We start from the raw sequence: 25,378 nt of genomic DNA, 5'->3' as shown, positions 1-25,378 counted from the left end.
TGCCGTGGCGGCATGGTGTCGACTACGGGTGTCGAGCTGCCCGGCCGGTCCGGTGCACCGCCGGGACGAGGGGACGATGACCGTGCAGAGCGAGAACCTGATCGTCGAGGACGTGCTCCTCCTGCTGATGGACGACACGTACGGCGTCCCGGCCGGGGCCGGGACGCTGCACCAGACGCTGGGCGGAGCGGTACTGGTCGAGCTCGCCCTGCTCGGCCGGATCCGCCCGGAGGACGGGGGTGCCTGGTACAAGGGCACGACGATCGTCGCCACCGGCGACGGCCCGCTCCCCGACCCGCTGCTGCAGGACGCCTACGACACGGTCGCCGCGCGGCCGCGGCACGTCCAGTCCCAGCTGGTCACGATCGGATCCACGCTCTGGAAGCCGCTGACGGAGCGCCTCGTCGAGCGCGGGTTCCTGCGCCGCGAGCGCAGGCGTTTCCTGGGCCTGGTCCCGACGACCAGGCTCCCCGCGGCGGACACCGGCTACGAGTACGCACTGCGGGAGCGGATGCAGGCCGTCCTCGAACGCGGCGAGGAGCCCGACGCCCGGCTCGCCGCGATCATCGCGCTGATCTCGGCCAGCGGGACGCTGCCGAGCCTGGACCCGGTCCCGAAGTGGTCGGGCCGGGTCGCGACCCGAGCCAAGGAGCTGGAGCAGGGCAACTGGGGTGCCGCCGCGGTGAGCAGCGCGGTGATCGCGGCCGCGGCGGCGCTGTCCGCCGCCAGCGCGGCCGTCGTCGTCACCACGGTGTCGTCCTAGACCTCCCCACCCTCCAGCAACACCACCGGGACGTCGACGAGGCGGCTGCGCAGGTACTCCCCCAGTCCCTTGGCCTGCGGATCCGGCCGGGTGGCCGACGCGACGCCCGCCCCGAGGATCCCGACGACGACGATGTTGACCGCCCGCAGGTTCGGCAGCTCGTAGCGGTGGATCTCCAGGTCCGCGGCCTCGGGCAGCAGCTCCCGGACCGTCGCGGTCGTCAGCAGCCCGCGCAGCCAGGCGTACTCGGCGTCGGTGCGGACCCAGACGCCGATGTTGGCGTTGCCGCCCTTGTCCCCCGACCGCGCCCCGGCGATCTCACCGAGCGGAAGCCGCCGGGTCGGCCCGCCGACCGGGGCCGGCGGCGCGGCCTCCGGGGCGGGGTCCGGGACCGGACCCGTCACCGGGGCGTGTCCGACGGTGCGCACGGCACCGTCCGGCATGGTGACCCGGTGCCCGACCTCGGACGCGGGCACGAGCGTGGGCCAGTACACGCCGAACGCGCTCTCCGCCGAGGGCGGGGTGGTCGTGTGGAAGCCCGGGTAGCCGCCGAGCGCGAGCTCCATGGTGGTGTTGGAGAACGCCCGCCCGACCTTCCGCCGGTCGGGGTCCTTCACCGTGATCCGCAGGTGCGCGGTGGCCTCGGCGTTGGCCGGTGCGTCGGGGTGGTCGAAGCGCAGCAGCTGCGTGTCGAACTCGGCGAACCGGTCCCGCCCGCCGAGCAGCTCGGCGAGCTGCTCGGTCGCCCACTCCGCCTTCTCCTCGATCCGGGTGCCGGTCAGCACCAGGGTCATGGTGTTGCGGTAGCCGCCCTCGTGGTTGAGCGCGACCTTGAGCTCGTCGGTGGGGGCGCTGCCGCGGGTGCCGGAGATCCGGACCCGGTGCTCACCCTCCTGGCTCAGCTGCGACGTGTCGAAGTGCGCCACGGCGTCCGGGCCGAGGTAGGCGGGCCGGCCGATCTCGTAGAGCAGCTGCGCGGTGACGGTGCCGACCGAGACCAGGCCGCCGGTCCCCTCGTGCTTGGTGATCACCGAGGAGCCGTCCGCCTCGACCTCGGCGATCGGGAACCCGGGATAGCGGCGGTCGGTGACCTCGGAGAAGAACGCATAGTTGCCGCCGGTCGCCTGCGGCCCGCACTCGATGACGTGCCCGGCCGCCATGGCACCGGCGATCGCGTCGAGATCGGTCCGCTCCCAGCCGTGCCACCAGGCCGCCGGCCCGACGACGACCGAGGCGTCGGTGACCCGCCCGGTCACGACGATGTCGGCGTCCGCCCGCAGCGCCTCGGTGATCCCCCAGGCGCCCAGGTAGGCGTTGGCGGTCACCGGGTCGACCCCCGCGTCGGCGAGCTTCGCACCGGTGTCGAGGTGGGCCAGCGGGTGACCGGCGGCCTGCAGCTCGTCGAGCCTGCCGACGAGGTCGTCGCCGTCGACGTGGGCGATCCGCGGGGCGAGCCCGAGCCGCTCCGCCAGCGCACCGAGCTCGGCGGCCAGGCCCGCGGGGTTGAGCCCGCCGGCGTTGGAGACGATCCGGATCCCCCGGTCCAGGCAGGTGCCGAGGATCTGCTCGACCTGGGTGAGGAAGGTCTTCGCGTAGCCGGTGGACGGGTCCTTCTGCCGGGCCTTCCAGAGGATCAGCATGGTGAGCTCGGCGAGGTAGTCGCCGGTCACGACGTCGACCGGGCCACCCTCGACCATCTCGCGTGCGGCGGAGATCCGGTCGCCGTAGAACCCGGAGCAGTTGCCGATCCGGACGGCGCGGCGGGGTTCGGCGGTCACGGGCGTCCTCCTGGGGTGTGCGGGACGGGCACGGCGCCGGGCGCACGGCCGGGGCCGGGAGCACCGGCGAAGGTCTGCGCGATCGAGATCCACTCGGTGGCGACGGGGCCGTCGACGGCCAGCGCGGTGTCGGAGACGTGGCGGCGCTGGGTGACGGTGAGGCAGAAGTCCAGGGCGGTGCCGGTGACCCGGTCGGCGGCGTCGGCCGGGCCCCACTCCCATCGCGCACCGGACGGGGCGTCGAGCTCGACCCGCACGGGCGTCGCGGGCACCGGGCGTTCGTGGAGCGTGTACACGAACCCGAACGTCCGGACGCCGAGGTGGGCGACGTGCCGGAGCCGGTCGCTGGGTTCGCGGACCGCACCGAGCGCGTCGGCGACGTCCTGGCCGTGCGCCCAGGTCTCCATGAGCCGGGCCGTCGCCGAGGACAGCGCGCTCATCTCCGGGCCGTACCAGGGCAGCCTGGTCCTCGGCTCCAGGCCACGGAAGGTCCCGACGAACGCGGAGCGGGCACGGTCCAGCCAGGCCCGGACCTCGTCGGCCCCCAGGTGGGCGTGCTCGGCGGCGATCCGGTCCGGGAAGTCCGTCCCGCCCGCGACGAGGACGTCGGCGTCGCGGCGGAACCCCTCCGGGTCGGCCGCGGCCTGCGTCGCGGTCTCGTCGAAGTACGCCAGGTGGGTCAGCTGGTCGCGGACGTCCCAGCCGGCGGCGGGGGTGGGCGTGGCGATGCCGTCGTCGTCGAGTGCGGCGACCAGATCGGCCAGCACGCGCGTCTCGGCGACGAGGTCGTCGAGGACGCCGTCCAGGGTCACCGTCATCGTCAGACCCCCTGCCAGACCGGCGTGCGCTTCTCCCGGAAGGCGAGCGGGCCCTCCTGGGCGTCACGGGAGCGGTACACCGGCTCCCAGATCTCCTCGGCACGGTCGTAGGCCTCGGCGCGGGAGTGGGTCGCGGACAGGTACGCCGTCCGCTTCGCGGCGAGCACCGACAGCGGGGCGTTGGCGGCGATCCGTTCCGCGAGCTCCTGGGTGCGCTCCCGCAGGCGCTCGGCGGGCACGACGTCGTTGACCAGGCCGTACGCCTGGGCGCGCGCCGCGTCGATCGGGTCGCCGGTCAGCAGGATCTCCATCGCGATCCGGGGCGGGACCAGCCACGACAGCGGCGCCGCCCACGGCGACCCGCGGCCGATCCGCACCTCGGAGACGGCGAACCGGGCGTGCTCGGCGGCGACGACGAGGTCGCACTGCTGGGCGAGCAGGAACCCGCCGCCGAAGGCGATGCCGTTGACCGCGGCGATCGTCGGCTTGGCAACGTCGATGTTGCGGCCCAGCTGGGGCAGGAAGTCCGGCGGCGGCACCGTCAGCGCCGTGTCGTTCATCTCCTTGAGGTCGCCGCCGGCGCAGAACGCCTTCTCCCCCGCGCCGGTGAGCACGAGCACCCGGGCCCCGTCGTCGGCGTTGAACCGGTGCACCCCGTCGAACAGCCCCTCGCGCACGGCCCTGCTCAGCGCGTTCCGTGCCTCGGGACGGTCGATGGTCAGCCAGGCGACGCCGTTCACGACCTCGTAGGTCACCTCGGACATCAGGCATCCTCCTTCTCGTCCGCGATCTCGTCGATCACGGCCAGGACCGCTCCGGTGTCGACGGTCTGCCCGACCTCGACGGCGACCTCCGCGACCACACCGGCCAGCGGTGCCCGCACGGAGTGCTCCATCTTCATGGCCTCGAACACGACGATCACCGCGCCGGCCCCGACCTCCTGCCCGGCCTCGGCCGCGACCCGGACGACGGTGCCGGGCATGGGCGCGAGCAGCGACCCCGGGGCGGCCTCGGTACCGGGCTCGGGCAGCCGCGGCCGCTCGGTCAGGGTCGTGCCGCCGAGCACGCTGTCGCAGAACACCTCGTCCCCGGCGACGTGCACGGAGACGGTGCGGCGGACGCCCGCCACCCGCAGGTCGACCCGGTCGGGCCGGGCCTCGATCAGCACCGGTGAGTCCAGCGGGGTGCCGTCGACCGACGCCGTGAGGCCGTCCCGGGTGATCCGGTAGCGCACGTCGACGTCGGTCTCGCCGATCCGGTACCAGGCGTGCTGGGACGCCCCGCCGACGTTGCGCCACCCGGTCGGGACCGGGCGCTGCACGGGGGCGTCGGCGCGGCGGGCCGACTGCGCGGCCAGCGCCGCCGCCAGCGCGTGCACCGCCACCGTGTGCTGCGGCACGGTGCCGACCAGGGCCGACGGATCGTGCCGGGTGAGGTAGCCGGTGTCGGTGCGCCCGGCGAGGAACTCGTCCTCGCGCAGGACCGCCACGAGCAGGTCGCGGTTGGTGACCAGGCCGTGGAGCTGCGCCTCGGAGAGCGCGCGCGCGAGCTTCCGTGCCGCCTCCGCACGCGTGCGGCCGTGCGCGATCACCTTGGCCAGCATCGGGTCGTAGTGCGTCCCGACCAGCGAGCCGTCCCGCACCCCGGTGTCGACACGGACGCCCGGCAGCTCCGGGATCCGGAACCGGTGCAGGGTGCCGGAGCCGGGCAGGTAGTCGGCCGCCGGGTCCTCGGCGTAGAGGCGGGCCTCGATCGCGTGCCCGGTGATCGTCGCCCCGCGGACCTCGGCCGGGAGGGGGTCGCCCTCGGCGACGCGCAGCTGCAGCGCGACCAGGTCCAGCCCGGTGACCTCCTCGGTGACCGGGTGCTCGACCTGCAGCCGGGTGTTGACCTCCAGGAAGAAGAACTCGCCGTCGGGGGCCATGACGAACTCGACGGTGCCGGCACCGGTGTAGCCGATCGCGGCACCGGCGGCCACGGCCGCGTCGCCGAGCTGCGCCCGCAGCGCGTCGTCGACGGCCGGGGACGGGGCCTCCTCGATGATCTTCTGGTAGCGCCGCTGGATCGAGCACTCCCGCTCGAAGAGGTGGACGACGGTGCCGTGGGTGTCGCCGAAGATCTGCACCTCGACGTGGCGGGGGTCCTCGACGTACCGCTCGAGGAACACGGTGCCGTTGCCGAACGCGGACGTCGCCTCGCGCCGGGCACCGGTGACGGCGTCGACGACCTCGTCGGCGGCGCGCACGATGCGCATGCCCCGGCCGCCGCCGCCGTACGCGGCCTTGACCAGCAGCGGGTAGCCGATGCCGTCGGCCATCGCGGCGATCGTGGCGGCGTCGACCTCCTCGGCGTCGTCGACGGTCGCGCCGGGCAGCACCGGCAGGCCCGCCTTCTCCATCAGCTCCTTCGCCGCGATCTTGGAACCCATCGCCTCGATCGCCTCGACCGGCGGGCCGACGAAGGTGATGCCCTCGTCGGCGCAGGCGCGGGCGAACCCGGCGTTCTCGGAGAGGAAGCCGTAGCCGGGGTGGATCGCGTCGGCCCCGGTCGCCCGCGCCGCCTCGATGATCTTCTCGACGCGCAGGTAGGTGTCCGCGGGTGCGGCGCCGGGGAGCAGCACCGCCTCGTCGGCGGCCTCGACGAACAGTGCGTCGGCGTCCGGGTCGGAGTGGACGGCGACGGTGGCGATGTCGAGCGCACGGGCCGACCGGATGATCCGCTCGGCGATCTCACCGCGGTTCGCCACCAGCAGCTTGTGGATGGTCATCTCCTGCCTCACATCCGGAAGACGCCGAAGCCGCGGCGGCCCTCGACGGTGTTCGAGTGCGCGGCCGACAGGGCGATACCGAGCACGGTGCGGGTGTCACGGGGGTCGATCAGGCCGTCGTCGTAGAGCTTCGAGGTGACGGCGAACGAGTGCGACTCGGACTCGATCTGCTCCTCGATCGCCGCGCGGTTCCGCTCGTCGGCCTCGGCGTCGAACTCGCGCCCCGACGACTCCGCGGACTGCTTCCCCACGATCGACATGACGCCGGCGAGCTGGGCGGCCCCCATCACGGCGAGCCGGGAACCGGCCCAGGCGAACATCATCCGCGGGTCGTAGGCGCGTCCCGACATGCCGTAGTTGCCGGCGCCGAACGAGGCCGCCAGGTTGACCGTGATGTGCGGGACCTTGCTGTTGGCCACCGCGTTGATCATCTTGGAGCCGTCCTTGATGATCCCGCCCTGCTCGTAGGACTTCCCGACCATGTAGCCGGTGGTGTTCTGCAGGAAGATCAGCGGCGTGTCGGTCTGGTTGGCCAGCTGGATGAACTCCGCGGCCTTCTTCGCCTCCTCGCTGAACAGCACCCCGCGGGCGTTGGCGAGGATGCCGACCGGGTAGCCGTGGATCGACGCCCAGCCGGTGACCAGGCTCGTCCCCCACAGCGGCTTGTACTCGCCGAAGCGGGAGCCGTCGACGACGCGGGCGATCACCTCGCGCGGGTCGAACGGGACCTTGATGTCCGACGGCGCGATGCCCAGCAGCTCGTCGGGGTCGTGGACCGGCTCGTCGGCGGGCCGCGTCGGGCCGGGGCCGAGCTTGTGCCAGCCGAGCTCGGAGACGATCTCGCGGCCGATCCGGATGGCGTCGTGCTCGTCGACGGCGAAGTGGTCGCACAGCCCCGACACCCGGGCGTGCATCGACGCGCCGCCGAGCTCCTCGTCGTCGGCGTCCTCGCCGGTGGCCATCTTCACCAGCGGCGGGCCGCCGAGGAAGACCTTGGCCTGCTGGTCGACCATCACGGCGTAGTCGCACATACCGGGCACGTAGGCGCCGCCCGCGGTGGAGTTGCCGAACACCAGCGCGATCGTCGGGATCGCCATCGAGGAGAGCTCGGTGAGGTCGTGGAAGATCTTGCCGGCGGGCACGAACAGGTCCGACTGGGTCGGGAGGTCGGCGCCCCCGGACTCCACGAGGTTGATCACCGGGAGCCGGTTGACGCGGGCGATCTCGAGTGCGCGCAGCGTCTTCTTCAGCGACCACGGGTTCATCGCCCCGCCGCGGACGGTCGGGTCGTGCGCGATGAGCACGCACTCGACCCCGGAGACGACGCCGATGCCGGTCACGATCGACGCGCCGACGGTGAACCGGGTCCCCCAGGCGGCCAGTGACGACAGCTCCAGGAACGATGCGTCGCGGTCGAGGAGCAGCTCGATCCGCTCCCGCGCGAGCAGCCGTCCGCGGTCGTGGTGGCGCTTCTGGTAGCGCTCCCCACCACCGGCGACGGCGGTCTGCAGCTGCTCGTCGAGCTCGGCGAGCACCTTCTCAGACTGGCTGCGGTTGCTGAGGTAGGTCTCGTCCGCGGTGTTCAGCGCGGAACGCAGGACGGTGGGCATGGTTCTGCGGGCCCCTTCGGATCGGAGGAGATCAGTACGAGCGGGTGAGCCCGAGGCTGTGCTGGGCGACGAAGTTGAGCACCATCTCCCGGCTGACCGGGGCGATCCGCAGCAACCGCGAGATCCCCCAGTACGGCAGCAGGCCGTACTCGGTCGCCAGCCCGTTGCCGCCGTGGGTCTGGATGGCGGCCTCGACGGCGGCGCCGGCGGCCTCGGCAGCGGCGTACTTCGCGACGTTCGACGCCTCCCCGGCCGGCAGTCCCCCGTCGTGCAGCCAGGCGGCCTTCGACGTCATCAGCGCCGCCAGGTCGGTCTCGATCCTCGCCTTGGCCAGCGGGTGCGCCACGCCCTGGTGGCTGCCGATCGGGACGTCCCAGACCGTGCGGGTGGTCGCGTACTCCGCGGCCCGGCCCAGCACGTGCCGGGCGACGCCGACGCACACCGCGGCGCCGGTGATCCGCTCCGGGTTGAGCCCGTGGAACACCTGCTGGAAGCCCTTGTGCTCCTCGCCGAGGAGCGCCTCCGCGGGGAGGCGGAGGTCGTCGAAGTGCAGGACGAACTGCTTCTCGGGCAGCTTCGCCGACACCGGCAGCGGGGTCCGCACCAGGCCCGGTGCGTCGGTCGGCACCAGGAACAGTGAGAGCTTCCCCTTGCCGGTGTTCTCGTCGACCCCGGAGCGGGCGACCAGCAGGATCGCCTCGGCCTCGTCGACACCGGAGATGTAGTGCTTGGTCCCGTTGACGACCCAGTCGGCACCGTCGCGCCGGGCGACGGTGGAGAGCCGGTGGGTGTTGGAGCCGGCGTCGGGCTCGGTGATCGCGAAGACCACCTTCGCCTCGCCGGAGGCCATCCGGGGCAGGTAGTGCGCCTTCTGCTCGGGCGTCCCGAAGTCGGCGATCATCTCGCCGGAGATCGCCGCCGACACCAGCAGGAGCAGCTGCGGGCAGCCCGCCGCGGCGGTCTCCTCGCACACCATCGCGAGCTCGACGAGCCCGGCGCCCCCGCCGCCGTACTCCTCGGGGAGGTTGATCCCGAGGAAACCGCTGCTCCCCAGCTTGGCCCAGAGTTCCGAGGTGGGCTCGCCCGCCTCGGCCCGCGGGACGTAGTACTCCGGGCCGAACTCCGCCGCGATCGCCCGCACCGTGTCCCGGAGGTCCCTGTGCTCGGGGCTCTCCCGAAAGTCCACCTCGACTCCTTCAGCCGTCCTCGGCCGGTCGCCCCGGCGCGGAGTACATCGTCGTTCACTTTCGTCGACGTTGGCAAGCCCCGGCGCCGGGCCGCTCGACCCGGCAAGTCGGCAGCTCATGCCCGGTTTCGACGCCCACCTCGACACCTTCTCATGACGGGGATCACACCGCCATATCTCGGGCTTATGTGAATCGAGTGTGACTCAAGGGTTGTCTTCGTCACCCGAGCCCGCGATGCTGACCGCCGTCCGGTGAACGGCAAGGAGGCTGGTGTGGACCTGCTCGGGAAGATCGACGTCACGACGCTGCGGGGCAGGCGGGCGGTGAACCGCTGGGAACGCACGGCCGTGGGGGACGTCTTCGAACGGCTCACCTGGAGCTACCCGGACGCGACGGCCGTCACCGGACGGCCCGGCGCCTACGGTGAAGAGAGATTCGCATCGGTGACCTACCGGCAGGCCGACGAGATCGCCTGCCAGGTGGCGCACGCGCTCGCCGGCCAGGGCCTCGAACCGGGCGCCCGGGTCGTCCTGTTCTGCGAGAACTCGGTGGAGGCCTACCTCGCGAAGATCGGCATCGCGAAGGCGGGCATGGTCGCGATGCCGATCAACCCCTCCCTCGCCACCGACGTGCTGGAACACCTGATCGCCCAGGCGGAGCCCGGCCTCGCGATCGTCGACGCCGAGCTGTGGCCGCGCGCGGAGGAGGCGTTCACCGGGACCGGCCTGCGGGTCGGGGCGACGGTCACCATCGGCGGCGGCCCGGTGGCGGGGTCCCCCTCCTTCGGCGGCTTCCTCGACGGCCACCCCACCACCGAGCCCGAGGTCGAGATCCACGGCGACGACATCTGGCAGCTGCTCTACACGTCGGGGACCACGGCGATGCCGAAGGGCGTGATGACCTCGCACGCCGCCAGCCACCTGGCCGGCCTGAACTTCGCCGTCTCGCTGACCCGTGGGCTCCGGGTGGAGACCGAGCTGAAGGTCCTCACCTACCTGCCGATGATCTACCACGTCGGCGACCAGATCTTCACGCTCTCCGCGTTCCTGTCCGGCGGCTCGCTGGTGCTCGGCCGCCGGCCGGTGCCCGACCAGGTCGTGGCCGCGATCGCCGAGGAACGGCCGACGGCGGTCTGGGCCGGGTCCCCGCAGTTCGTCGCCGCGCTGGCCGCGGAGGCCGACCGCACCGGGGCCGACCTGTCCAGCCTGACCGTGCTCGTCTACGGGTGGGGCGCGCTCGCCCCCGACGTCTACGCCACGCTGCTGCGCGAGGCGCCGGGACTGACCGTGCTGGGGATCTTCGGCCAGACCGAGGCGATCGCCTGCCACCGGTTCTGGCCGGCGAAGTGGCCCGAGGTCTACGACCGCTCGGCACCGGCCGTCAACTACGTCGGGGTGCCCAGCCCGCTGCTCGCCTCCGACGTCGTCGACGAGACCGGCGCCTCGCTGCGGGACGCCCCGCACACGCCGGGCGAGGCCGTCTACCGCAGCCCGATCGTCACGGCCGGCTACTACCTGAACGAGGACGCCACCCGCGAGGCGTTCCGCGGCGGCTGGTTCCACTCCGGCGACAGCGCCGCGGTCGACGACGACGGCCTCCGGATCATGGTGGACCGCTTCAAGGACATCGTGAAGTCGGGTGGCGAGAACGTGTCCAGCCTGCGCGTCGAGTCGGTGCTGCACTCCCACCCGGCCGTCGAGAAGGCGGCGGTGATCGGACTCCCGCACGCGCACTGGGGCGAGGCCGTGACCGCCGTCGTCGTGCTCCGGGCCGGCGCCGCGGCCGACCAGGAGTCGATCATCGAGCACTGCCGGGCCCGGCTCGGCGGCTACGAGACGCCCAAGGCGGTCGTGTTCGCCGACGCCCTGCCCGAGACCGTCGGCGGGAAGATCCTCAAGTACAAGCTGCGCCACGAGCACACGACGCTGTTCGGCCAGGGCTGAGGGGGACGACGATGCCGCTGGTCACCCTCGACGTCGACGACGGGATCGCGGTCGTCCGGCTGGCACGGCCGGAGCACCTGAACGCCCTGTCCGACGAGCTGCTCGACGACCTGGAGTCCACCCTGGACACCATCGATTCCCGCGCCGACGTGCGCGCGGTCGTCGTCGCCGGCAGCGGGCGGGCGTTCTGTGCGGGCGCCGACCTGCGCCGGCTGCGTGCGCGCCTCGACGGCGCGCAGGACGCGATCCTGGCCTTCGTGCGGCGCGCCGGGGAGTTGTTCGCCCGCGTCGAGGCCTCGCCCCGGCCGGTCGTCGCGGCCGTCCACGGCTACGCGGTGGCCGGTGGCTTCGAGCTGGTCCTGGCCGCCGACATGGTCGTCGCGGCCGAGGGGACGCTGCTCGGCGACGGGCACCTGCGGTTCGGGATGACCCCCGGCGGCGGTGGCGCGGTGCGGCTGCAGCGCAAGGTCCCGGCCAACGTCGCGACGCGGCTGCTGCTCACCGGCGACCTCGAGCCGGCCGAGCGGTTCGTAGGGTGGGGCCTGGTCGAGGAGGTCGTCCCCGCCGACGACCTCCTGCCCGCGGCGCTGCGCCTCGCCCGCCGCGTCCTCACGCGGAACGACCGCGGGGTCGCCGAGATCAAGCGGGTGGCCCGCGCCGCCCGCGACCTGCCGACCGACGAGGCCCTGGAGCTGGAGTTCGACGCCTTCGCGGGCTACGTCGGCTCGGACGAGCTGCGGGCCGGGCTGACCAGGTTCGCCGAGCGGAGCGGGTGATCCCCTCTTCACCGGCGGGCCCCCGATCGACATCATCGGCGGACATGGACTTCTCCCTCCCCGACGACCACCGCGACATCCGGGCCGCCGTCGCCGACCTCGCCGGCCGGTTCGACGGCGACTACTGGACCCGGCACGACCGGGAGCACCTGTTCCCCACCGAGTTCTACCGGGCCTTCGCCGAGGCCGGCTGGCTCGGCATCGGGATCCCCACCGAGTACGGCGGTGGTGGCCTCGGTGTCGCCGCCGCCGGGCTGCTGCTGGAGACGATCGCCGCGTCCGGGGCGGCGATGAACGGGTGCACCCCGCTGCACCTGAGCGTGTTCGGCATCAACGTCGTCACCCGGCACGGCAGCGAGGAGCTCCGCCGGGAGGTCCTCCCCCGGGTCGCGACCGGGGAGCTGCAGGTCTGCTTCGGCGTCACCGAGCCCGATGCCGGCACCGACACCTCGCGGATCCGCACCGTCGCCGTCCGCGACGGCGACGGCTACCGGATCAGCGGCCGCAAGGTGTGGATCTCCAAGGCGGCCGAGAGCGACCGGATCCTGCTCGCCACACGGACCGCCGAGCGCGACCCCGCCGCGCCGATGGAGGGCCTCTCGATCTTCCTGGTCGACATGGACGACCCCGGCATCGCGACCCGGGCGATCCCCAAGATGGGGCGCAACGCCGTCGCGTCCTACGAGGTCACCCTCGACGACGTCCGCGTCCCCGCCGGCCGGCTGGTCGGCGCCGAGAACGAGGGCTTCCGGGTCCTGCTCGACGGGCTCAACCCGGAGCGCATCCTGCTCGCCCACGAGGCGCTCGGCATCGGGCGGGCCTCGGTCGACGCCGCCGTCCGCTACGCCGGCGAGCGGGAGGTCTTCGGCAGGCCGATCGGGCAGAACCAGGGCATCGCGTTCCCGCTCGCCGAGGCGAACGCCCGCCTCGACGCGGCCGAGCTCGTCTGCCGGCAGGCGGCCTGGCTCTACGACCGGGGCGACCGCTGCGCCCGCGAGGCCAACACCGCGAAGTTCCTCGCGGCCGACGCCGGGTACCGGGCCGCCGACCAGGCGCTCCAGACCTTCGGCGGGATGGGGTACGCCGACGAGTACCACGTGAACCGCTATTTCCGCGAGGCCCGGCTCATGCGCATCGCGCCGGTCAGCCAGGAGCTCGCGCTCGCCTTCATCGCCCAGAACGTCCTCGGGCTGCCCAAGTCCTACTGACCAGGAGACCACCACCCATGAGCCTGCCCGTCGGCGTGAACGCCGGACACTTCTCCACCGGGATCCCGGACGGTTTCGCCGACCGGGTGCGCGAGATCGAGGACCTCGGGTTCGACGGCATCTGGTTCGCCGAGGCGTACGGCTCGGACGTCTTCACCCCGCTCGCGTTCTGCGCCGCGCTGACCGGCCGGATCCGGCTCGGCACCGCCGTCGCCCAGATCCCCGCCCGCACCCCCGCCGCCACGGCGACGACGGCCGCCACGCTCGACCACCTGTCCGGCGGGCGGGTGGTGCTCGGGCTCGGCGCCTCCGGCCCGCAGGTGTCCGAGGGCTGGCACGGGGTCGCCTACCCGCGCCCGCTCGCGCGCACCCGCGAGTACGTCGACGTCGTCCGGCAGGTGCTCGCACGCGAGCGACCGCTCACCTACCGCGGCGAGTTCCACGAGCTGCCCCTCGACGGCGGCACCGGGCTCGGCAAGCCGCTGCGGTCGTCGTTGCACGTGCGGCGCCCCGGCCTGCCGATCCAGCTCGGGGCGGAGGGGCCCCGCAACATCGCGCTCGCCGCCGAGATCGCCGACGGCTGGCACGCGATGTTCTTCTCCCCCGCGTTCGACGGCTTCTACCGCGAGGCGCTCGACGCCGGGTTCGCCCGCCGCGGCGGCCGGCCCGACCGGTTCGAGGTCGTCGCGACCCTGCCGGTGGTCGTCGACGACGACGTCGACCGCGCCGCCGACCGGGTCCGCCCCGACCTGGCCCTCTACATGGGCGGGATGGGCGCGCGGGGCGCGAACTTCCACCACGACGTCTTCGCCCGCATGGGCCACGCCGAGCTCGCCGCCCGCGTGCAGGACCTCTACCTGCGCGGGGAGAAGGCGGCCGCCGCCGCGGCGATCCCGACCGCGCTTGTCGAGCAGGTCGCCCTCGTCGGCCCGGCCGCGAAGATCCGCGACGACCTCGGCCGCTGGGAGGACACGGTCGTCGACTCCATCGCGGTGCAGGGCCTGCCCGAGGACCTGGCCGCGGTGTCCCGAGCCCTGATCCCCTGACCCGCGCCCGCACCCGCGCCGCACCGCACCGCGCCGCGCCGGCCGCCCGCAGGGCTCTCACGACCCGCGCCGCGCACCCGCGCCGGACCGCTCCCGCACAGGTTGAGGGCACCCCGCACAGGTCCAGACTCGTGCGGCTACCTCACAAGGGGCGCGGCTGCGCCATACGGTGCGCGGCTGCGCCACGAGGCGTGCGGCTGCACCCCAGCGCCCCGCGCCGCCCGCCGCGCCGCGCCCGGCACCGCCGCGCCCGCCACGCCGTGGCCGCACAGGTTGATGGCGATCCGCACAGGTTCGAAGGCGTGCGGCTGCACCACAAGGCGGCTGGCACCTCAGAAGGTGTGCGGCTGTCTCACGGGGTGGGGCCGCGTCGCGAGGTGTGTGGCTGCGGTGTCGGGACCGCTCAGGGGAACATCCTGCGCAGGTCCGGGCGGTTCAGCTTGCCGCTGCCGGTCCGCGGCAGCGCCTCCACGACCTCGATGCGGCGGGGCTTGTGCATCCCCCGCAGGTTCGGGTTCGTCGCGCACCAGTCCGCGACGGCCTCGGCGGTCACCCCGTCCCGGTTCGGTACGACGACCGCGGTCACCTGCTCGACCCACCGATCGTGCGCCGTACCGATCACCGCGACCTCGGCGAGGTCGGGGTGCGCGGCGAGGTGTTCCTCGACCATCTGCGGGAAGACGTTCTCCCCGCCGGAGACGATCATGTCGTCGATCCGGTCGACGTAGTAGAGGTAGCCGTCGGCGTCGGTCGACACGAGGTCACCGGTCCGGAACCAGCCGTCCGACCACTTCTCGGGTGCGTCGATGTTCCAGTACCCGGGGGTGACGGCGTCGCCGCGCACCCACAGCTCGCCGACGCCGTCGTCGCCGGGGCGCAGGTCGGGACCGCCGTCGACGGGCACGAGACGGGTGTCGACGATCTGCTCCAGCGGGCGGCCCATCGAGTCCGGCCGGCGGGTGTCACCGGCCCGGTAGGAGACGACGAGCCCGTTCTGCTCGGTCTGCCCGTAGATCTCGACGCCGACGATGCCGGTGCCCGCCTCCAGGCGTGCGATCGCCGCCGACGGCGTCCGCGAGCCACCGAACATGCAGATCCGGAACGAGTCGAGCACGACCGGGGCCTTCACCGTCCGGTTGCCGACGTCGATCATCATCGTGGAGATGAGGCCGCCGTAGGTGGGCCGCAGCCGCTGCGCCAGCTCGATCCAGCGGACGACGTCCCACCGCGGCATGAAGGTGATCTGACCGCCGCGGACGAGGATCGGCAGGCTCGCCAGCTGCAGGCCCCCGACGTGGAAGAGCGGCATGCAGTTGAGGACGTGGTCGTCCGCGGTCAGCTCGTAGAAGTCGATCGCACCGTCGACCTCGGCGGCGATGTTGCGGTGGGTCTGCCGCACGCCCTTGGGTTTCCCGGTGGAGCCGGAGGTGTACATCAGGCAGGCGTCGTCGCGGTCCAGCCGCGGTACGACGGTGCCCATCGGCTCGTGCGCGGCGACGGCGGCGGCGAACCCGCCGTCCGGGCCGGTGGTGAGGAGCTCGGGGCCGCCGCCGTCGAGCAGGGCGCCGACGCGGTCCCGGTCGTCGGCGGTCAGGACGAGGACCGTCACCCCGGAGTCCTCGATCGCGTACCGCAGCGGGTCGTCCGGGAACATGTGGTTCAGCGGGACGCCGACCGCCCCGGCCTGCCAGGTGCCGAGCAACCCGACCAGGTACTCCAGGCAGTTCGGCAGGAAGAAGCCGACGCGGTCGCCGGGCCGTACGCCGGACGCCCGCAGGTGCGCCGCGAAGCGGGCGCCCTGCTCGGCGAACCCCGCGTAGTCGATCTCGACGTCGTCCAGGCGCAGTGCGACGGCGTCCGGCCGGTCCGCCGCGGAGCGGCGCAGCAGGGTGGCGATGTTCAACTCGGCTCGTTCCTTCCGACCTGACCGCATGTGTGGCCGGCGGCGCACGGTGCCCCGCCCCGGGCCCGGGTCGTGGACGGATCGGCCGGCCACACCCTCGGGACCGTGTGCATCAAGTCACAGGCGCGCCGCGGTTGTCAATAGCCATTCACTAAGACGGACGCGCGTGTCCGCCCGAGCGGCGTGCCGGCCCCGGTCGCGAACCCCTCAGCGGCCGGCGGACGCCGTCGCCGGCCGGGTGCCGGTGCCCGACCCGTCCGGCGACTCCAGCCGCAGGATCGCGTGGGCCGCGTCGCGCAGGAGGCCGCGGAGGGCGGCCTCGGGCAGCAGGACCTGGTGGAACAGCACGGACTGGATCGCGCCGATCGCGGTGTGCGCGAGCGTGCGGACCACGTTCTCGTCGCGGCCCGGGGCGAGCTCGCCGAGCAGATGCACCCACTCCTCGATGTAGAGGCGCTGCTTGCGGCGCAGCCGGACCTGGTCGTCGGCCGGGAGGTTCTGGATCTCGTTGTGGTACACCTGCGCCAGGACCCGCTTGCCCACCACGAAGTCGACCTGGCCCGCGATGAGGTCCTCGAGCGCGTGCTCCAGGTCGGTCGCGCCCTCCACACTGCGGCGGCCGTCCTCGAGCAGGTCGTCGATGATCCGCTCGAAGAGCGCCACCAGTATCGCGGACTTGCTGTCGAAGTGGCGGTAGATCGCGGAGCCGGTGATGCCCGCGCGCTCGCCGATGTCCGCCATGGAGACGGCGTGGAAACCGTTGTGGGCGAGCAGCTCGGCGGCAGCACGAAGGATCTTCTGCTTGCGCGCGGGATCGCGGGTGCGCTGCACCACGGCTACCTCACACCTGAGCGGGTCACGGGCGGATGTTATCAGTCGTTCACCGGTCGGGCCGCCGCGACGCGTGCCGGAGCCGTAACGGACCGGGGCCGGGCACCGAGTTCCGGCGACCCTGGTGGGGCCGCCCGGCCGGTGCCGGGCCTCCCGCCGTCGGCAGGCCCGGAGGCGCCCATGTCCACCGAACCGCCCGGCGGCGACGGCCCGTACTACGTCATCGTCGACGTCGACATCCACGACGTGTCCCGCTACGCCACGTACATGGAGCGGGTGCGGCCCGCGCTGGAGGAGGCCGGCGGTCGCTACCTCGTCCGGGGCGGCGCCCAGACCCGCTACGAGGGCGAGTGGGCCCCGGCTCGGCTGGTGCTGCTGGAGTTCCCCTCGAAGACGGCGTGGGAGTCGTTCTACTACGGCGACGCGTACGAGGGCATCAGGACGATCCGCGACGAGACGAGCACGGCCCACATGGTCGGTGTGGAGGGGATGACGCCGACGGACCGGTGACCTGGACGGGCCGGCGCGGACGGCCCCGTGCCGGGACCTGTCCCGCAGGGTCGCCAATTCTGGGGTTGGCCGGGGAGCGGTCCCGGCCCGACGCTCGGACACCCGTCCCGGACACGCGGAGGCACCCGTGACCGACACCGACCCCGCAGGCACCGCCCTCGACCGGAAGGAACTGGCCGCGCGCGCCATCCGGATCATGGCCGACGGCACGCCCGCCGACTTCGAGGCCGTCGTGCACCCGGAGGCGCTCAACCGCGAGGCCGACCGCGAGCCGGCGGCGGCGCGGGGGCGCGGCCCGGCCGCCTTCCACGCGACCGCGCAGTGGCTGCGCGCGGCCTACGGCGAGCTGGCCTGGGAGATCCACGACGTCGTGGCGGACGGGGATCTCGTCGTCCTGCACACCACCATGTCCGGCCGGCAGACCGGCACCTTCGTCGTGTTCGACGACGACGCCCGGCCCCTGCACGCCTTCCCACCGACCGGGCGGCGGTTCGCCGCCACCCAGACCCACTGGCTCCGCTTCGCCGACGGCATGGTCGTCGAGCACTGGGCCAACCGGGACGACCTGGGCCAGGCCGCGCAGCTCGGCTGGAACCCGCCGTCACCGTGGTACGTGCTGCGGACGGTCCTGGCGTCCCGCCGCGCGCGCCGGGACGCCGCCCCGTCGTGACGACGCTCAGACCGGCTTGATGTTGACGTTGCGGTGGAAGACGTTGCCCGGGTCGTACTCGGCCTTGATCCGGGCGAGCCGGTCGAGCTTCTCCCGCCCGTAGGCGGCCAGGACGCGCTCGTCGTCCACCTCGTCGGACATGGAGTTCACGTACCCGCCGATCCCGAGACCCAGCGGTCGGAGGTCGTCCCAGATCGCACGCGCCCACCTCCGATCCCTCACGAGCTCCTGCGGATCGGCGCAGACGGGGGACAGGAACACCTCGTACTGCGGTATCCGCCGACCGCCGTAGGCGGTGTCCTGCTCGCCGGTCTCCAGGTAGGCCTCGTCGAGCCGGTAGACGATCATGGCCGTGAGCGGCGAGACCTTCTGCGGGAGGAGTTCGGTCAGGACCTCGATGACCGGCTCGGTGAAGTCTCCGATCTCGATGCTCTTCTCGTAGCAGTGGAACCCCCAGGCGGCGCCCTCGTCGAGCAGCTGCTGCAGTTCGGTGTAGTGCATGGGCGTCACGAAGTCGAACAGCGGTGGGAGCCCGGCCCGGACCCGGTCCACGACCTGCGCGTGCGCGGCGGGGTCGCCGAACCCGCTCAGCAGGAGGACGTAGCCGGGCCGGTGGTGCTGCTCCTCGGGGACGAACGGCGCGGGCGGCGCGTTCGTGAACGCGATGAACGCGTTGAGCGAGCGCGGCAACGCCCCGACGACGTCGCGCATCAGCCGCAGCGCCTCGGCGCCCCGCTCGACCTCCCAGAAGAAGAACCCGAACTCGACCATCGGACCGGCCTCGTGGAGGCGGAACTCGAACTCCGTGACGACACCGACGTTGCCGCCCCCGCCCCGGACGGCCCAGAACAGGTCCGGGTTCTCGTCGGCGGAGGCCCGCAGCACCCGCCCGTCGGCGACGACGACCTCGGCGGACTCGAGGTTGTCGATCGTCAGGCCCGCCTGCCGGCTCAGCCAGCCCATCCCGCCGCCCAGCGTCAGGCCGGCGACGCCCGTGTGGCTGATCGCCCCGAGCGGGACCGCGAGCCCGTACGCCTGGGTGGCGGCGTCGACGTCGGCGAGCAGGGCGCCCGCCCGCACCCGGGCGCGCCGGGCCTCCGGGTCGACCACGACACCGCGCATCCGGCTGAGGTCGATCATGAGGCCGTCGTCGCCGGTGCACCGGCCCGCGACGTTGTGCGCCCCGGAGCGGATCGAGATCTCCAGCCTCACCGCCTGCGCGTACCCGACGGCGGCGACGACGTCCCCCGTCGACACGCACTGCGCGATCACCGCGGGCCTGCGGTCGATGTCGGCGTTCCAGACCCGCCGGACGTCGTCGTAGTCCCCGTCCTCGGCAGTGACGACGCGACCGTCCAGCGCGGTGCGGAGTGCCTCGTGGGCGTCGGCTGTCCGGGTCATGGTTCCTCCACGGACCCGCCGTCCGGCGCTCGGCAGGCCGGAGCGGGCCCCGGCCATGGTCCAGCGCCCCGCTCCGGCGCCCATCGACCGGACTGGTGAAATCCCGTCAGGCCCGGTGATCACGGATCGGGAGGCGAGGCGGTCACGGATGTCCGCGTGGCTTCCCGATCCGTGATCACGTCGGATCAGGGTCAGGGTCAGGTGCGGGAGCGGCCGGTCCAGTGCGGTTCCACGCGGGCCCAGTCCTGGGCCCAGGCGCGGGCGTAGCACCGCGCCGTCCACCGGAACAGGAGTGCGGCGAGCAGCCACAACGCGCCTCCGGCGAGGACCGCCGCGATCGTGCCGACGGCGAGGGTGGCGACCCAGATGTCGGCCGCGGCGGGCGGCGGCGGCACCAGCCGGTCGTCGGCGGTGGTCCACACCTCGACCGCGGACCCGGCGGGGCCGGTCACCGGGACGACGGTGTGTCCGGTGTGGATCTCACCGTCGTGGCCGGTCCAGCGCACGGTCGCCGGGTGGTGGAGGGCCGGGGCCTCGCGCCCGACGGTGACGGTGCCGGTGACCAGCACCGCGGCCGTCGGGCTGCGGTCGGCGGCCTCGGCCCGCGCCCGCCCGACGGCGTCGGTGTGGACCGTGGACGCGAGCGTCAGGCACAGCACCGCGGCGAGGGCGGCCAGGACGCCGAGGAACACCGACAGACCGTCCTCGATGCGCTCGGTGCGCCGCCGGAGCCGGGACGGCGCGTCGGTACCGCCGGTGTTGTGGCCCATGACCGGCCTCCGATCGACCCCGCCGATCGTGGGCACCGGCGCCGCGGCCGGACAGGGCCGGACGCACGGATGCAAGGGGCCGGGGGTCCCGTCCGCACCGGGCCGGACGGCACGGGGACGACCGGACCAGCGAGGACGGGTGACCTGGGTCCCGGGCACGACGGGTCGTTCGCGCCTGTCGCGGAGCGCGCACCGGGTGGGATCGTCGGGCGCCGTCAGGGCACGCAACGTGGGAGGGGACCATCCGATGATCACCAGGATCGACGGTCTGCCGGAGGGCGTCGACGGCGTCCGTGCGTCGGGCACCATCTCCCGGGCCGACTACGAGGCCGCGGTCGTCCCGCTGCTGGACTCCGCAGCGGCCGCGGGCCGCCGGCTGCGCGTGCTGGTGGTCCTCGACGACGCGTTCGACGGCATCACGCCCGACGCGATGTGGGAGGACGTCACCCTGGGCCTGCGTGCACTCCCGCTGTTCGACGGGTGCGCCGTCGTCAGCGACCGGGAGGCGGTCCGTGTCGCCTGCCGGGTCGCGGCCGTGCTGACACCGTACTCGCTGGCCGTGTTCCCGGAGTCGCAGCAGGACCGCGCCGTCGCCTGGCTCGAGGGGCTCCCGGCCGCCGGGTTCTCGGTGGAGCTGCGGCCCGACGACGGCGTCGCCGTCGTCCGGGTGGACCGGGCGTTGCGGGCCGCCGACTTCGACCGGCTCCGGCAGGAGATCGACTCCTGGTACGCCGCGCACGGCGAACTGGCCGGTCTGGTGCTCGTCGCGTCGTCGTTCCCGGGGTGGGAGAACCTGAGCGGCCTGGTCCGGCACGCCGAGTTCGTGATGCAGGAACACCGCCGGGTGCGGCGGGTCGCGCTCGCCCTCGACGGGATCCTGCCCACCCTCGCCCCGGCCGTCGCCGGGACCGTGCTGCACCCCGGCGTCCGGCACTTCCGGCACGCCGACGTCGAGGCCGCGATCGCCTGGGCGGGCGCGGACCGCCCGGCCGCGGTCGACCACTGAGGTGACCGGCCGGGAGGTGGACGACGTGCCGCTGGGCACCCACGTGACCGGTCTGCGGCTGGACCGGGCGGAGATCCTCGCCGTGCTGGGCGCGGCGACCCGCGCGCCGTCGGTGCACAACACGCAGCCGTGGCGGTTCCGGCTGCGCTCCGGGACGATCGACGTGCTCCGCGACCCCGAGCGGTGGTTGCGGGTCGCCGATCCCGACGGCCGCGAGCAGCGGCTCGCGTGCGGGGCGGCGGTGCGCACGCTGCGGCTCGCGTTGATCGGGCTCGGGCACCGGCCGTTCGTGACCCTCCACCCGGACCGGACCGATCCGTGGCTGATGGCCACCGTGCGCCGCGGGAGCGGACGCCCGGCCACCGTGCCCGAGCAGGCGATGCTCGACGCGATCGGCGTCCGGCGGACCCAGCGCACCGACTTCGGCCCGGGCGGGGTCACGGCCGAGGCCCGGCTCGCACTGCGGCGGGCCGCGATCGACGCGGGGGTCTGGCTCGATCTCGTCGCCGACCCCGAGGTCGCCGACCGGCTCGGGGCGATGGCCCGGCGGGCCTACCGGACCCGGATGGACGATCCCGCGTTCCGGGCGGAGGTGGCCCGCTGGACGTCGTGGGCCGACGACCGGCACGACGGGGTGGCAGCCGATCTCGGCGGTCCGGCGGTGTCCCCGTCGGCGGTGTGGCTGCCCGGTGGCGCGCGGCCGGCCGACGGGCAGGGCCTGTCACCGTCGTCGCCGCTGCTCGGGTTCGTCAGCACCCACGCCGACGGGCCCGCCGAGGAGGTCCGCGCCGGTGAGGGCCTGCAGTCCGTGCTGCTCGCCGCGGCCGCGCACGGCCTGTCCGCGGCGTTCCTGTCCGAGCTGATCGACGTCGAGCCGGTCCGCACCGACGTGCACCGCCTGCTGGGGCGGCCCCGCCGGATCCAGGCGGCGATCCGGCTGGGTGTGGCCACCGCGAGCCCGCCCACGCCCCGGCGGCCGGTCGAGGACGTCCTCACCGAGGACTCGGAGCCACTGCCCCCGTGTGACCGGGCCCGGCCTCACACCTCGGCGGCCGGGCCCGCAGCGGTGACGTCGGCGTCGGCCGGGGTCTCCGCCCGGGCGGGGACGATCACGACCGGGCACCGCGCCCGCCGGGAGCACGCGGCGCTCACCGAGCCGAGCAGCATCCGGCTGACCGGCCCGTGCCCGTGGCTGCCGAGTACCAGCATCGCCGCTCCGGCGGACGCGGCCACGAGCCCGTCGACGACGGGTTCCTCCCGCAGCTCGCCCTCCACCCGGATCCCGGCACGCGGGAGCACCGCCGCGAGGTCGGCCTCCAGCGCGAGCTGCTCCTCGTGGCGGACGGTCGACCGCATCTCGACGACCGGGGCGGGCGGGGCGAACAGCGCCGTCGGGTCCCAGACCCGCACCGCGCGCACCCACCTCCTGCTCCGTGCAGCCTCGGCGAGCGCCCAGGTCAGGGCGGTGCGGGAGGTCGGTGACCCGTCGACGCCGACGACGATCTCGTCGGGGCGCGGGCCGGTCCGTCCGGTGGCGTCCATGGTGTCTCCTCGGTGGGTCGGTGCAGGGGGTGTCCGCAGGCTGCGCTCTCCGGCCGTGTCCTGTGACCGGCACTCCCACCCGCCCCGGTGGGGACCATCGCCCCGCGGGCGACAGGGCCTTCGCGACTGGGAACGGCGACGGGCGGGGGCCACCGTCGGGGCCCGTCCCGCCTCCGGGAGGAGCATCCCGTGCACGCGCAGATCGTGGTCGAGTCCCTGTTCGGCAACACCCGGACCGTCGCCGACGCGGTGGCCGACGGCCTGCGCGGGCGGGGCTGCGACGTCGTCGTCGACCCGCCCTCCCCCGGCACCCCGCTGCGCCCGGGCGACCTGCTGGTCGTGCTCGGCCCCACGCACGCGCTCGGGATGAGCCGGCCCTCCACCCGCGCCGACGCCGTGCGGCAGGGCGCGGGCGGGTCCGGCGCCGACGGCATCCGCGAGTGGATCGACCGGTTGCCGCCCGCCTCCCCGGGCGACGCACGGTTCGCCTGCGCCGACACGCGGGTCTCGCCGTGGATCCCCGGGTCCGCCGCACGGTCGGCGCACCGCGCGCTCCGCCACCGCGGGTACCGGCCGGCGGCACCGCCGGAGTCGTTCGTGGTCACCGGCAACGGCCCGCTGCGTCCCGGCGAGCCTGACCGGGCCCGGGCGTGGGCGCGCACCCTCGTCCCCGCCCCGACGACGACCGGCACGCCCTGACGGCGGGCCGGGCCACGCCGCCGGGGCTCACCGCTGGTCGCCGTCGGGCAGCGGGCGCGCGCCGACGACGATCAGTGCCACGCCCACGAGCAGCACCACGGACCCGGCGACGACCGCCGCCACCACGGCGGCGAGGCCGGTGGCCCCGGTGCCGCCGCCGATGCCGAGCCCGGCGCCCAGCAGCACCAGCCACGCCCCGATCCCGAGCAGGACCGACCGGCCCGTCGGGGGAGGCTGGACCACGGCCGCCGGCGTGACGGTCGTCGTCCCGGGCCGGGTGCGCAGGGCCGTCGAGCCCGCGGCCGCCTCGGTCGCCGCGGGTGCGGCGGCGCGGGCCGAGGTGCCCGGGCCGGGCAGCGGGCCCGCGGGATCCGTCCCGCCCTGGTCCATCCGCATCGGGGGGTAGGCGTCGGTCATCAGACCGGCGTAGGCGACCACCCGCAGCACCCACCGGTCGATGCCGGTGACCAGGCCGAACAGTCCTGCCGGGTAGCCCCCGGTGAACAGCAGCAGCACCGCGACGAACAGCACGAGCAGGGACAGGAGCCCACCCCCTGCCCGGGCCAGGCCGGTCCCGCCTGCGCCCACCAGGAACGCCAGCACCGCGTAGTGCGGCAGCGCGAGCAGCCACCACTTGACCAGCACCAGCCCGCGGGACAGGGAGCCGGGGTAGGCGACGTCGAGCCGGGCCGGGTCGTCCGGGGAGTCGTCGAGGGCGAACCGCGGGTAGCGGTCCGTGCCGAGGCCGCCGTAGCCGTACCAGGCCACCCGCCACCACCACCGGATCACGCCGAGGTTGAACCCGAACAGCACGCGCGGGTAGCGGCCGGTCACCAGGATCGCGAGGAACGCCGCGATCGTCAGCACCCACACCGCCGCCCCGAGCACCGCGAGCACCACGATGTGCGGGACCAGCAGCAGCCATTTCACCAGCCAGAGCCACCGCGACAGGACGGGATCGAGCCGGGCCTGCAGGCGCACCGGTGACCCCGGGTCCGAGGTGGCCGGATCCGTCGAGTTCGTCATGCACAGACGGTTCGCCCGTCCGCGGAACCGGGGCCAGTGACGACCGTCCCGTTCCGGGGGCCGGAGGTCACGGGCGCGGCGGGCCGGTCGGCCCTGCCGCCGTCAGGTGCTCGTGGCCTCGACCTCGGGCATGATCTCCTCCTTGATCCGCTTGAGGTCGTCGAGCGTCTTCGCGACCGGCACGTCCGCGAACGGCGGCCAGAACATCGGCATCGTCATCCCGGCCTCCTTGTAGGCCTTGAGCCGGTCCGTGATCTGCCGTGCGGACCCGACGAGGAGGTTGGTGAGCTTACCGCCGGGAGACTGGTCGACGTCGGTGTCGGTGATGACGGTCCACAGCATGCTGCTGATCTCGAGGTCGTCGACCGTGCGCTCGCTGCCGATCTCACCGAGCTCGCGAGCGATCTCGGTCCGCCAGCGGGTGATGTCCTCCGGGGAGTCCTGGATCCCGATCCAGCCCGCGAGGCCGTACCTGCTGATCCGCGTGGCCGCGCGCCGCGGGTCCTTCAGGCCGCTGAAGAAGATCGGCGGGCCGGGCTTCTGCAGCGGCTTCGCCCCGAACCCGCAACGGTCGAAGTCGGCGAACTCGCCGTGGTACTCGAAGACGTCGTCGCCCCAGACGCCCTGCATGATCTCGATCGTCTCGCGCACGTGCTTGTTGCGCTTCGGGAAGATGTGCGACGCGCTGGAGGCCGCGAACTCCTCGGGCATCCACCCGGCACCGACGCCGACGTTCAGCCGTCCGCCCGACAGGTGGTCGATGGTGGCCATCTCGGCCGCCAGGACACCCGGGGACCGGAACGGGGTGTCGATGATGCTCATCCCGATCCGCACCGTCGACGTCTTCGCCGCGAGCCACGGGATGAGCGGCATGCCCTGCAGCCACTCGCCGCGCGAGGACACCGGGAGCCCCTTGGGCATCTCGGGGATCATGCCGAACGAGTACTGCAGCTCCCCGCGGTCCGACGCCTCCGGCACGACGATGCGGTCGAGCGTCCAGACGGAGTCGAAGTCCAGGTCCTCGGCGAGGGCGGTCAGGTCCTCCAGCTCCGTGACCGTCACCTTGTCGCGGAAGTTGGGGAGATAGAGAGCGAGCTTCATGCAGACGGCCTCCTCGCCGTTCG

General features: G+C 73.8%; 22 protein-coding genes. 9 read left to right on the top strand and 13 right to left on the bottom strand.

Annotated features, from left to right (window positions below; translation table 11 throughout):
- Nucleotides 1-76 precede the first annotated feature (76 nt).
- On the top strand, nt 77-763 hold the full coding sequence (locus tag AD017_RS25480) for a GPP34 family phosphoprotein (protein WP_060576613.1): 687 nt from the start codon (nt 77-79) through the stop codon (nt 761-763).
- Here AD017_RS25480 and AD017_RS25475 read toward each other — a convergent pair.
- From AD017_RS25475 to AD017_RS25450, 6 genes are all read right to left on the bottom strand, one after another.
- Nucleotides 760-2,460 (bottom strand): acyclic terpene utilization AtuA family protein, encoded by a 1,701-nt coding sequence (locus AD017_RS25475; RefSeq protein ID WP_238592033.1) that lies wholly within the window; start codon nt 2,458-2,460, stop codon nt 760-762. The two genes, AD017_RS25480 and AD017_RS25475, sit on opposite strands and share 4 nt — an antisense overlap.
- A gap of 77 nt (nt 2,461-2,537) precedes the next feature.
- Complete coding sequence (locus tag AD017_RS25470) at nt 2,538-3,359, bottom strand: TIGR03084 family metal-binding protein (RefSeq protein ID WP_060575796.1); 822 nt, start codon at nt 3,357-3,359, stop codon at nt 2,538-2,540.
- Nucleotides 3,360-3,361: 2 nt separating this feature from the next.
- Complete coding sequence (locus AD017_RS25465; protein WP_010243012.1) at nt 3,362-4,123, bottom strand: enoyl-CoA hydratase/isomerase family protein; 762 nt, start codon at nt 4,121-4,123, stop codon at nt 3,362-3,364.
- Nucleotides 4,123-6,126 (bottom strand): biotin carboxylase N-terminal domain-containing protein, encoded by a 2,004-nt coding sequence (locus AD017_RS25460; RefSeq protein ID WP_060575795.1) that lies wholly within the window; start codon nt 6,124-6,126, stop codon nt 4,123-4,125. Before AD017_RS25460 ends, AD017_RS25465 begins: the two co-directional genes overlap by 1 nt.
- A gap of 8 nt (nt 6,127-6,134) precedes the next feature.
- On the bottom strand, nt 6,135-7,736 hold the full coding sequence (locus AD017_RS25455) for an acyl-CoA carboxylase subunit beta (RefSeq protein WP_010243020.1): 1,602 nt from the start codon (nt 7,734-7,736) through the stop codon (nt 6,135-6,137).
- Between the two features lie 31 nt (nt 7,737-7,767).
- Nucleotides 7,768-8,922, bottom strand: a complete 1,155-nt coding sequence (locus tag AD017_RS25450; RefSeq protein WP_060575794.1) for an acyl-CoA dehydrogenase family protein — start codon at nt 8,920-8,922, stop codon at nt 7,768-7,770.
- A gap of 273 nt (nt 8,923-9,195) precedes the next feature.
- Between AD017_RS25450 and AD017_RS25445 the strand changes: the two genes are divergently transcribed.
- The 4 genes from AD017_RS25445 to AD017_RS25430 are packed head-to-tail and all read left to right on the top strand — an operon-like array spanning nt 9,196 to nt 13,896.
- Nucleotides 9,196-10,866: an AMP-binding protein gene (locus AD017_RS25445; protein ID WP_060575793.1), complete on the top strand. Its 1,671-nt coding sequence runs from the start codon at nt 9,196-9,198 to the stop codon at nt 10,864-10,866.
- Nucleotides 10,867-10,877: 11 nt separating this feature from the next.
- Nucleotides 10,878-11,642, top strand: coding sequence for an enoyl-CoA hydratase/isomerase family protein (locus tag AD017_RS25440; RefSeq protein ID WP_060575792.1), 765 nt, complete (start codon nt 10,878-10,880; stop codon nt 11,640-11,642).
- A 44-nt stretch (nt 11,643-11,686) separates the two neighbouring features.
- Nucleotides 11,687-12,850 (top strand): acyl-CoA dehydrogenase family protein, encoded by a 1,164-nt coding sequence (locus AD017_RS25435; protein ID WP_060575791.1) that lies wholly within the window; start codon nt 11,687-11,689, stop codon nt 12,848-12,850.
- A 23-nt stretch (nt 12,851-12,873) separates the two neighbouring features.
- Nucleotides 12,874-13,896, top strand: coding sequence for an LLM class F420-dependent oxidoreductase (locus tag AD017_RS25430; protein ID WP_060576612.1), 1,023 nt, complete (start codon nt 12,874-12,876; stop codon nt 13,894-13,896).
- Between the two features lie 403 nt (nt 13,897-14,299).
- Here AD017_RS25430 and AD017_RS25425 read toward each other — a convergent pair whose 3' ends face one another.
- Together AD017_RS25425 and AD017_RS25420 are read right to left on the bottom strand one after the other, a co-directional pair.
- Nucleotides 14,300-15,799, bottom strand: a complete 1,500-nt coding sequence (locus tag AD017_RS25425) for a class I adenylate-forming enzyme family protein (protein WP_060575790.1) — start codon at nt 15,797-15,799, stop codon at nt 14,300-14,302.
- Nucleotides 15,800-16,006: 207 nt separating this feature from the next.
- The gene (locus AD017_RS25420) at nt 16,007-16,630 is read right to left on the bottom strand and encodes a TetR/AcrR family transcriptional regulator (RefSeq protein ID WP_227013349.1); all 624 of its coding nucleotides are present in this window, start codon (nt 16,628-16,630) and stop codon (nt 16,007-16,009) included.
- Nucleotides 16,631-16,810: 180 nt separating this feature from the next.
- Here AD017_RS25420 and AD017_RS25415 point away from each other — a divergent pair, with 180 nt between their 5' ends.
- A complete protein-coding gene (locus tag AD017_RS25415; RefSeq protein WP_075295782.1) occupies nt 16,811-17,140 on the top strand; it encodes a DUF1330 domain-containing protein in 330 nt (109 codons plus the stop codon).
- Nucleotides 17,141-17,267: 127 nt separating this feature from the next.
- Nucleotides 17,268-17,810, top strand: coding sequence for an ester cyclase (locus AD017_RS25410; RefSeq protein ID WP_010231381.1), 543 nt, complete (start codon nt 17,268-17,270; stop codon nt 17,808-17,810).
- A 6-nt stretch (nt 17,811-17,816) separates the two neighbouring features.
- On the opposite strand, the gene AD017_RS25405 is transcribed toward AD017_RS25410, so the two are convergent.
- Nucleotides 17,817-19,211 (bottom strand): FAD-binding oxidoreductase, encoded by a 1,395-nt coding sequence (locus AD017_RS25405; RefSeq protein WP_060575788.1) that lies wholly within the window; start codon nt 19,209-19,211, stop codon nt 17,817-17,819.
- Nucleotides 19,212-19,408: 197 nt separating this feature from the next.
- Nucleotides 19,409-19,981 (bottom strand): hypothetical protein, encoded by a 573-nt coding sequence (locus tag AD017_RS35480; protein ID WP_010231377.1) that lies wholly within the window; start codon nt 19,979-19,981, stop codon nt 19,409-19,411.
- A gap of 247 nt (nt 19,982-20,228) precedes the next feature.
- On the opposite strand from AD017_RS35480, the gene AD017_RS35475 reads away from it, so the two are divergent.
- Nucleotides 20,229-20,987 (top strand): STAS/SEC14 domain-containing protein, encoded by a 759-nt coding sequence (locus AD017_RS35475; RefSeq protein ID WP_010231375.1) that lies wholly within the window; start codon nt 20,229-20,231, stop codon nt 20,985-20,987.
- Nucleotides 20,988-22,025: 1,038 nt separating this feature from the next.
- On the opposite strand, the gene AD017_RS33635 is transcribed toward AD017_RS35475, so the two are convergent.
- A complete protein-coding gene (locus AD017_RS33635) occupies nt 22,026-22,529 on the bottom strand; it encodes a universal stress protein (protein WP_010231373.1) in 504 nt (167 codons plus the stop codon).
- Between the two features lie 189 nt (nt 22,530-22,718).
- Here AD017_RS33635 and AD017_RS25390 point away from each other — a divergent pair, with 189 nt between their 5' ends.
- A complete protein-coding gene (locus tag AD017_RS25390; RefSeq protein WP_060575787.1) occupies nt 22,719-23,228 on the top strand; it encodes a hypothetical protein in 510 nt (169 codons plus the stop codon).
- Between the two features lie 27 nt (nt 23,229-23,255).
- Here the strand turns inward: AD017_RS25390 and AD017_RS25385 are convergent, their stop codons facing one another.
- Nucleotides 23,256-24,254, bottom strand: coding sequence for a DUF4389 domain-containing protein (locus AD017_RS25385; RefSeq protein ID WP_145982582.1), 999 nt, complete (start codon nt 24,252-24,254; stop codon nt 23,256-23,258).
- 102 nt (nt 24,255-24,356) lie between these two features.
- Nucleotides 24,357-25,355: an LLM class flavin-dependent oxidoreductase gene (locus AD017_RS25380; protein WP_060575786.1), complete on the bottom strand. Its 999-nt coding sequence runs from the start codon at nt 25,353-25,355 to the stop codon at nt 24,357-24,359.
- Nucleotides 25,356-25,378: the final 23 nt, after the last annotated feature.

It is taken from the genome of Pseudonocardia sp. EC080619-01, assembly GCF_001420995.1.
In the GTDB taxonomy this organism is placed as follows: Bacteria; Actinomycetota; Actinomycetes; order Mycobacteriales; family Pseudonocardiaceae; genus Pseudonocardia.
This window is presented reverse-complemented; position numbering and strand designations above follow the sequence as displayed.

Excerpts from the sequence above, each read along its gene's own strand:
- AD017_RS25470 (WP_060575796.1), bottom strand. The coding sequence starts at position 3,359 with ATGACGGTGACCCTGGACGGCGTCCTCGACGACCTCGTCGCCGAGACG.
- AD017_RS25465 (WP_010243012.1), bottom strand. The coding sequence starts at position 4,123 with ATGTCCGAGGTGACCTACGAGGTCGTGAACGGCGTCGCCTGGCTGACC.
- AD017_RS25480 (WP_060576613.1), top strand. The coding sequence starts at position 77 with ATGACCGTGCAGAGCGAGAACCTGATCGTCGAGGACGTGCTCCTCCTG.
- AD017_RS25440 (WP_060575792.1), top strand. The coding sequence starts at position 10,878 with ATGCCGCTGGTCACCCTCGACGTCGACGACGGGATCGCGGTCGTCCGG.
- AD017_RS25460 (WP_060575795.1), bottom strand. The coding sequence starts at position 6,126 with ATGACCATCCACAAGCTGCTGGTGGCGAACCGCGGTGAGATCGCCGAG.
- AD017_RS25380 (WP_060575786.1), bottom strand. The coding sequence starts at position 25,355 with ATGAAGCTCGCTCTCTATCTCCCCAACTTCCGCGACAAGGTGACGGTC.
- AD017_RS35475 (WP_010231375.1), top strand. The coding sequence starts at position 20,229 with ATGATCACCAGGATCGACGGTCTGCCGGAGGGCGTCGACGGCGTCCGT.
- AD017_RS25435 (WP_060575791.1), top strand. The coding sequence starts at position 11,687 with ATGGACTTCTCCCTCCCCGACGACCACCGCGACATCCGGGCCGCCGTC.
- AD017_RS25405 (WP_060575788.1), bottom strand. The coding sequence starts at position 19,211 with ATGACCCGGACAGCCGACGCCCACGAGGCACTCCGCACCGCGCTGGAC.
- AD017_RS35480 (WP_010231377.1), bottom strand. The coding sequence starts at position 19,981 with ATGGGCCACAACACCGGCGGTACCGACGCGCCGTCCCGGCTCCGGCGG.
- AD017_RS25455 (WP_010243020.1), bottom strand. The coding sequence starts at position 7,736 with ATGCCCACCGTCCTGCGTTCCGCGCTGAACACCGCGGACGAGACCTAC.
- AD017_RS25475 (WP_238592033.1), bottom strand. The coding sequence starts at position 2,460 with ATGGTCGAGGGTGGCCCGGTCGACGTCGTGACCGGCGACTACCTCGCC.
- AD017_RS25415 (WP_075295782.1), top strand. The coding sequence starts at position 16,811 with ATGTCCACCGAACCGCCCGGCGGCGACGGCCCGTACTACGTCATCGTC.
- AD017_RS33635 (WP_010231373.1), bottom strand. The coding sequence starts at position 22,529 with ATGGACGCCACCGGACGGACCGGCCCGCGCCCCGACGAGATCGTCGTC.
- AD017_RS25385 (WP_145982582.1), bottom strand. The coding sequence starts at position 24,254 with ATGACGAACTCGACGGATCCGGCCACCTCGGACCCGGGGTCACCGGTG.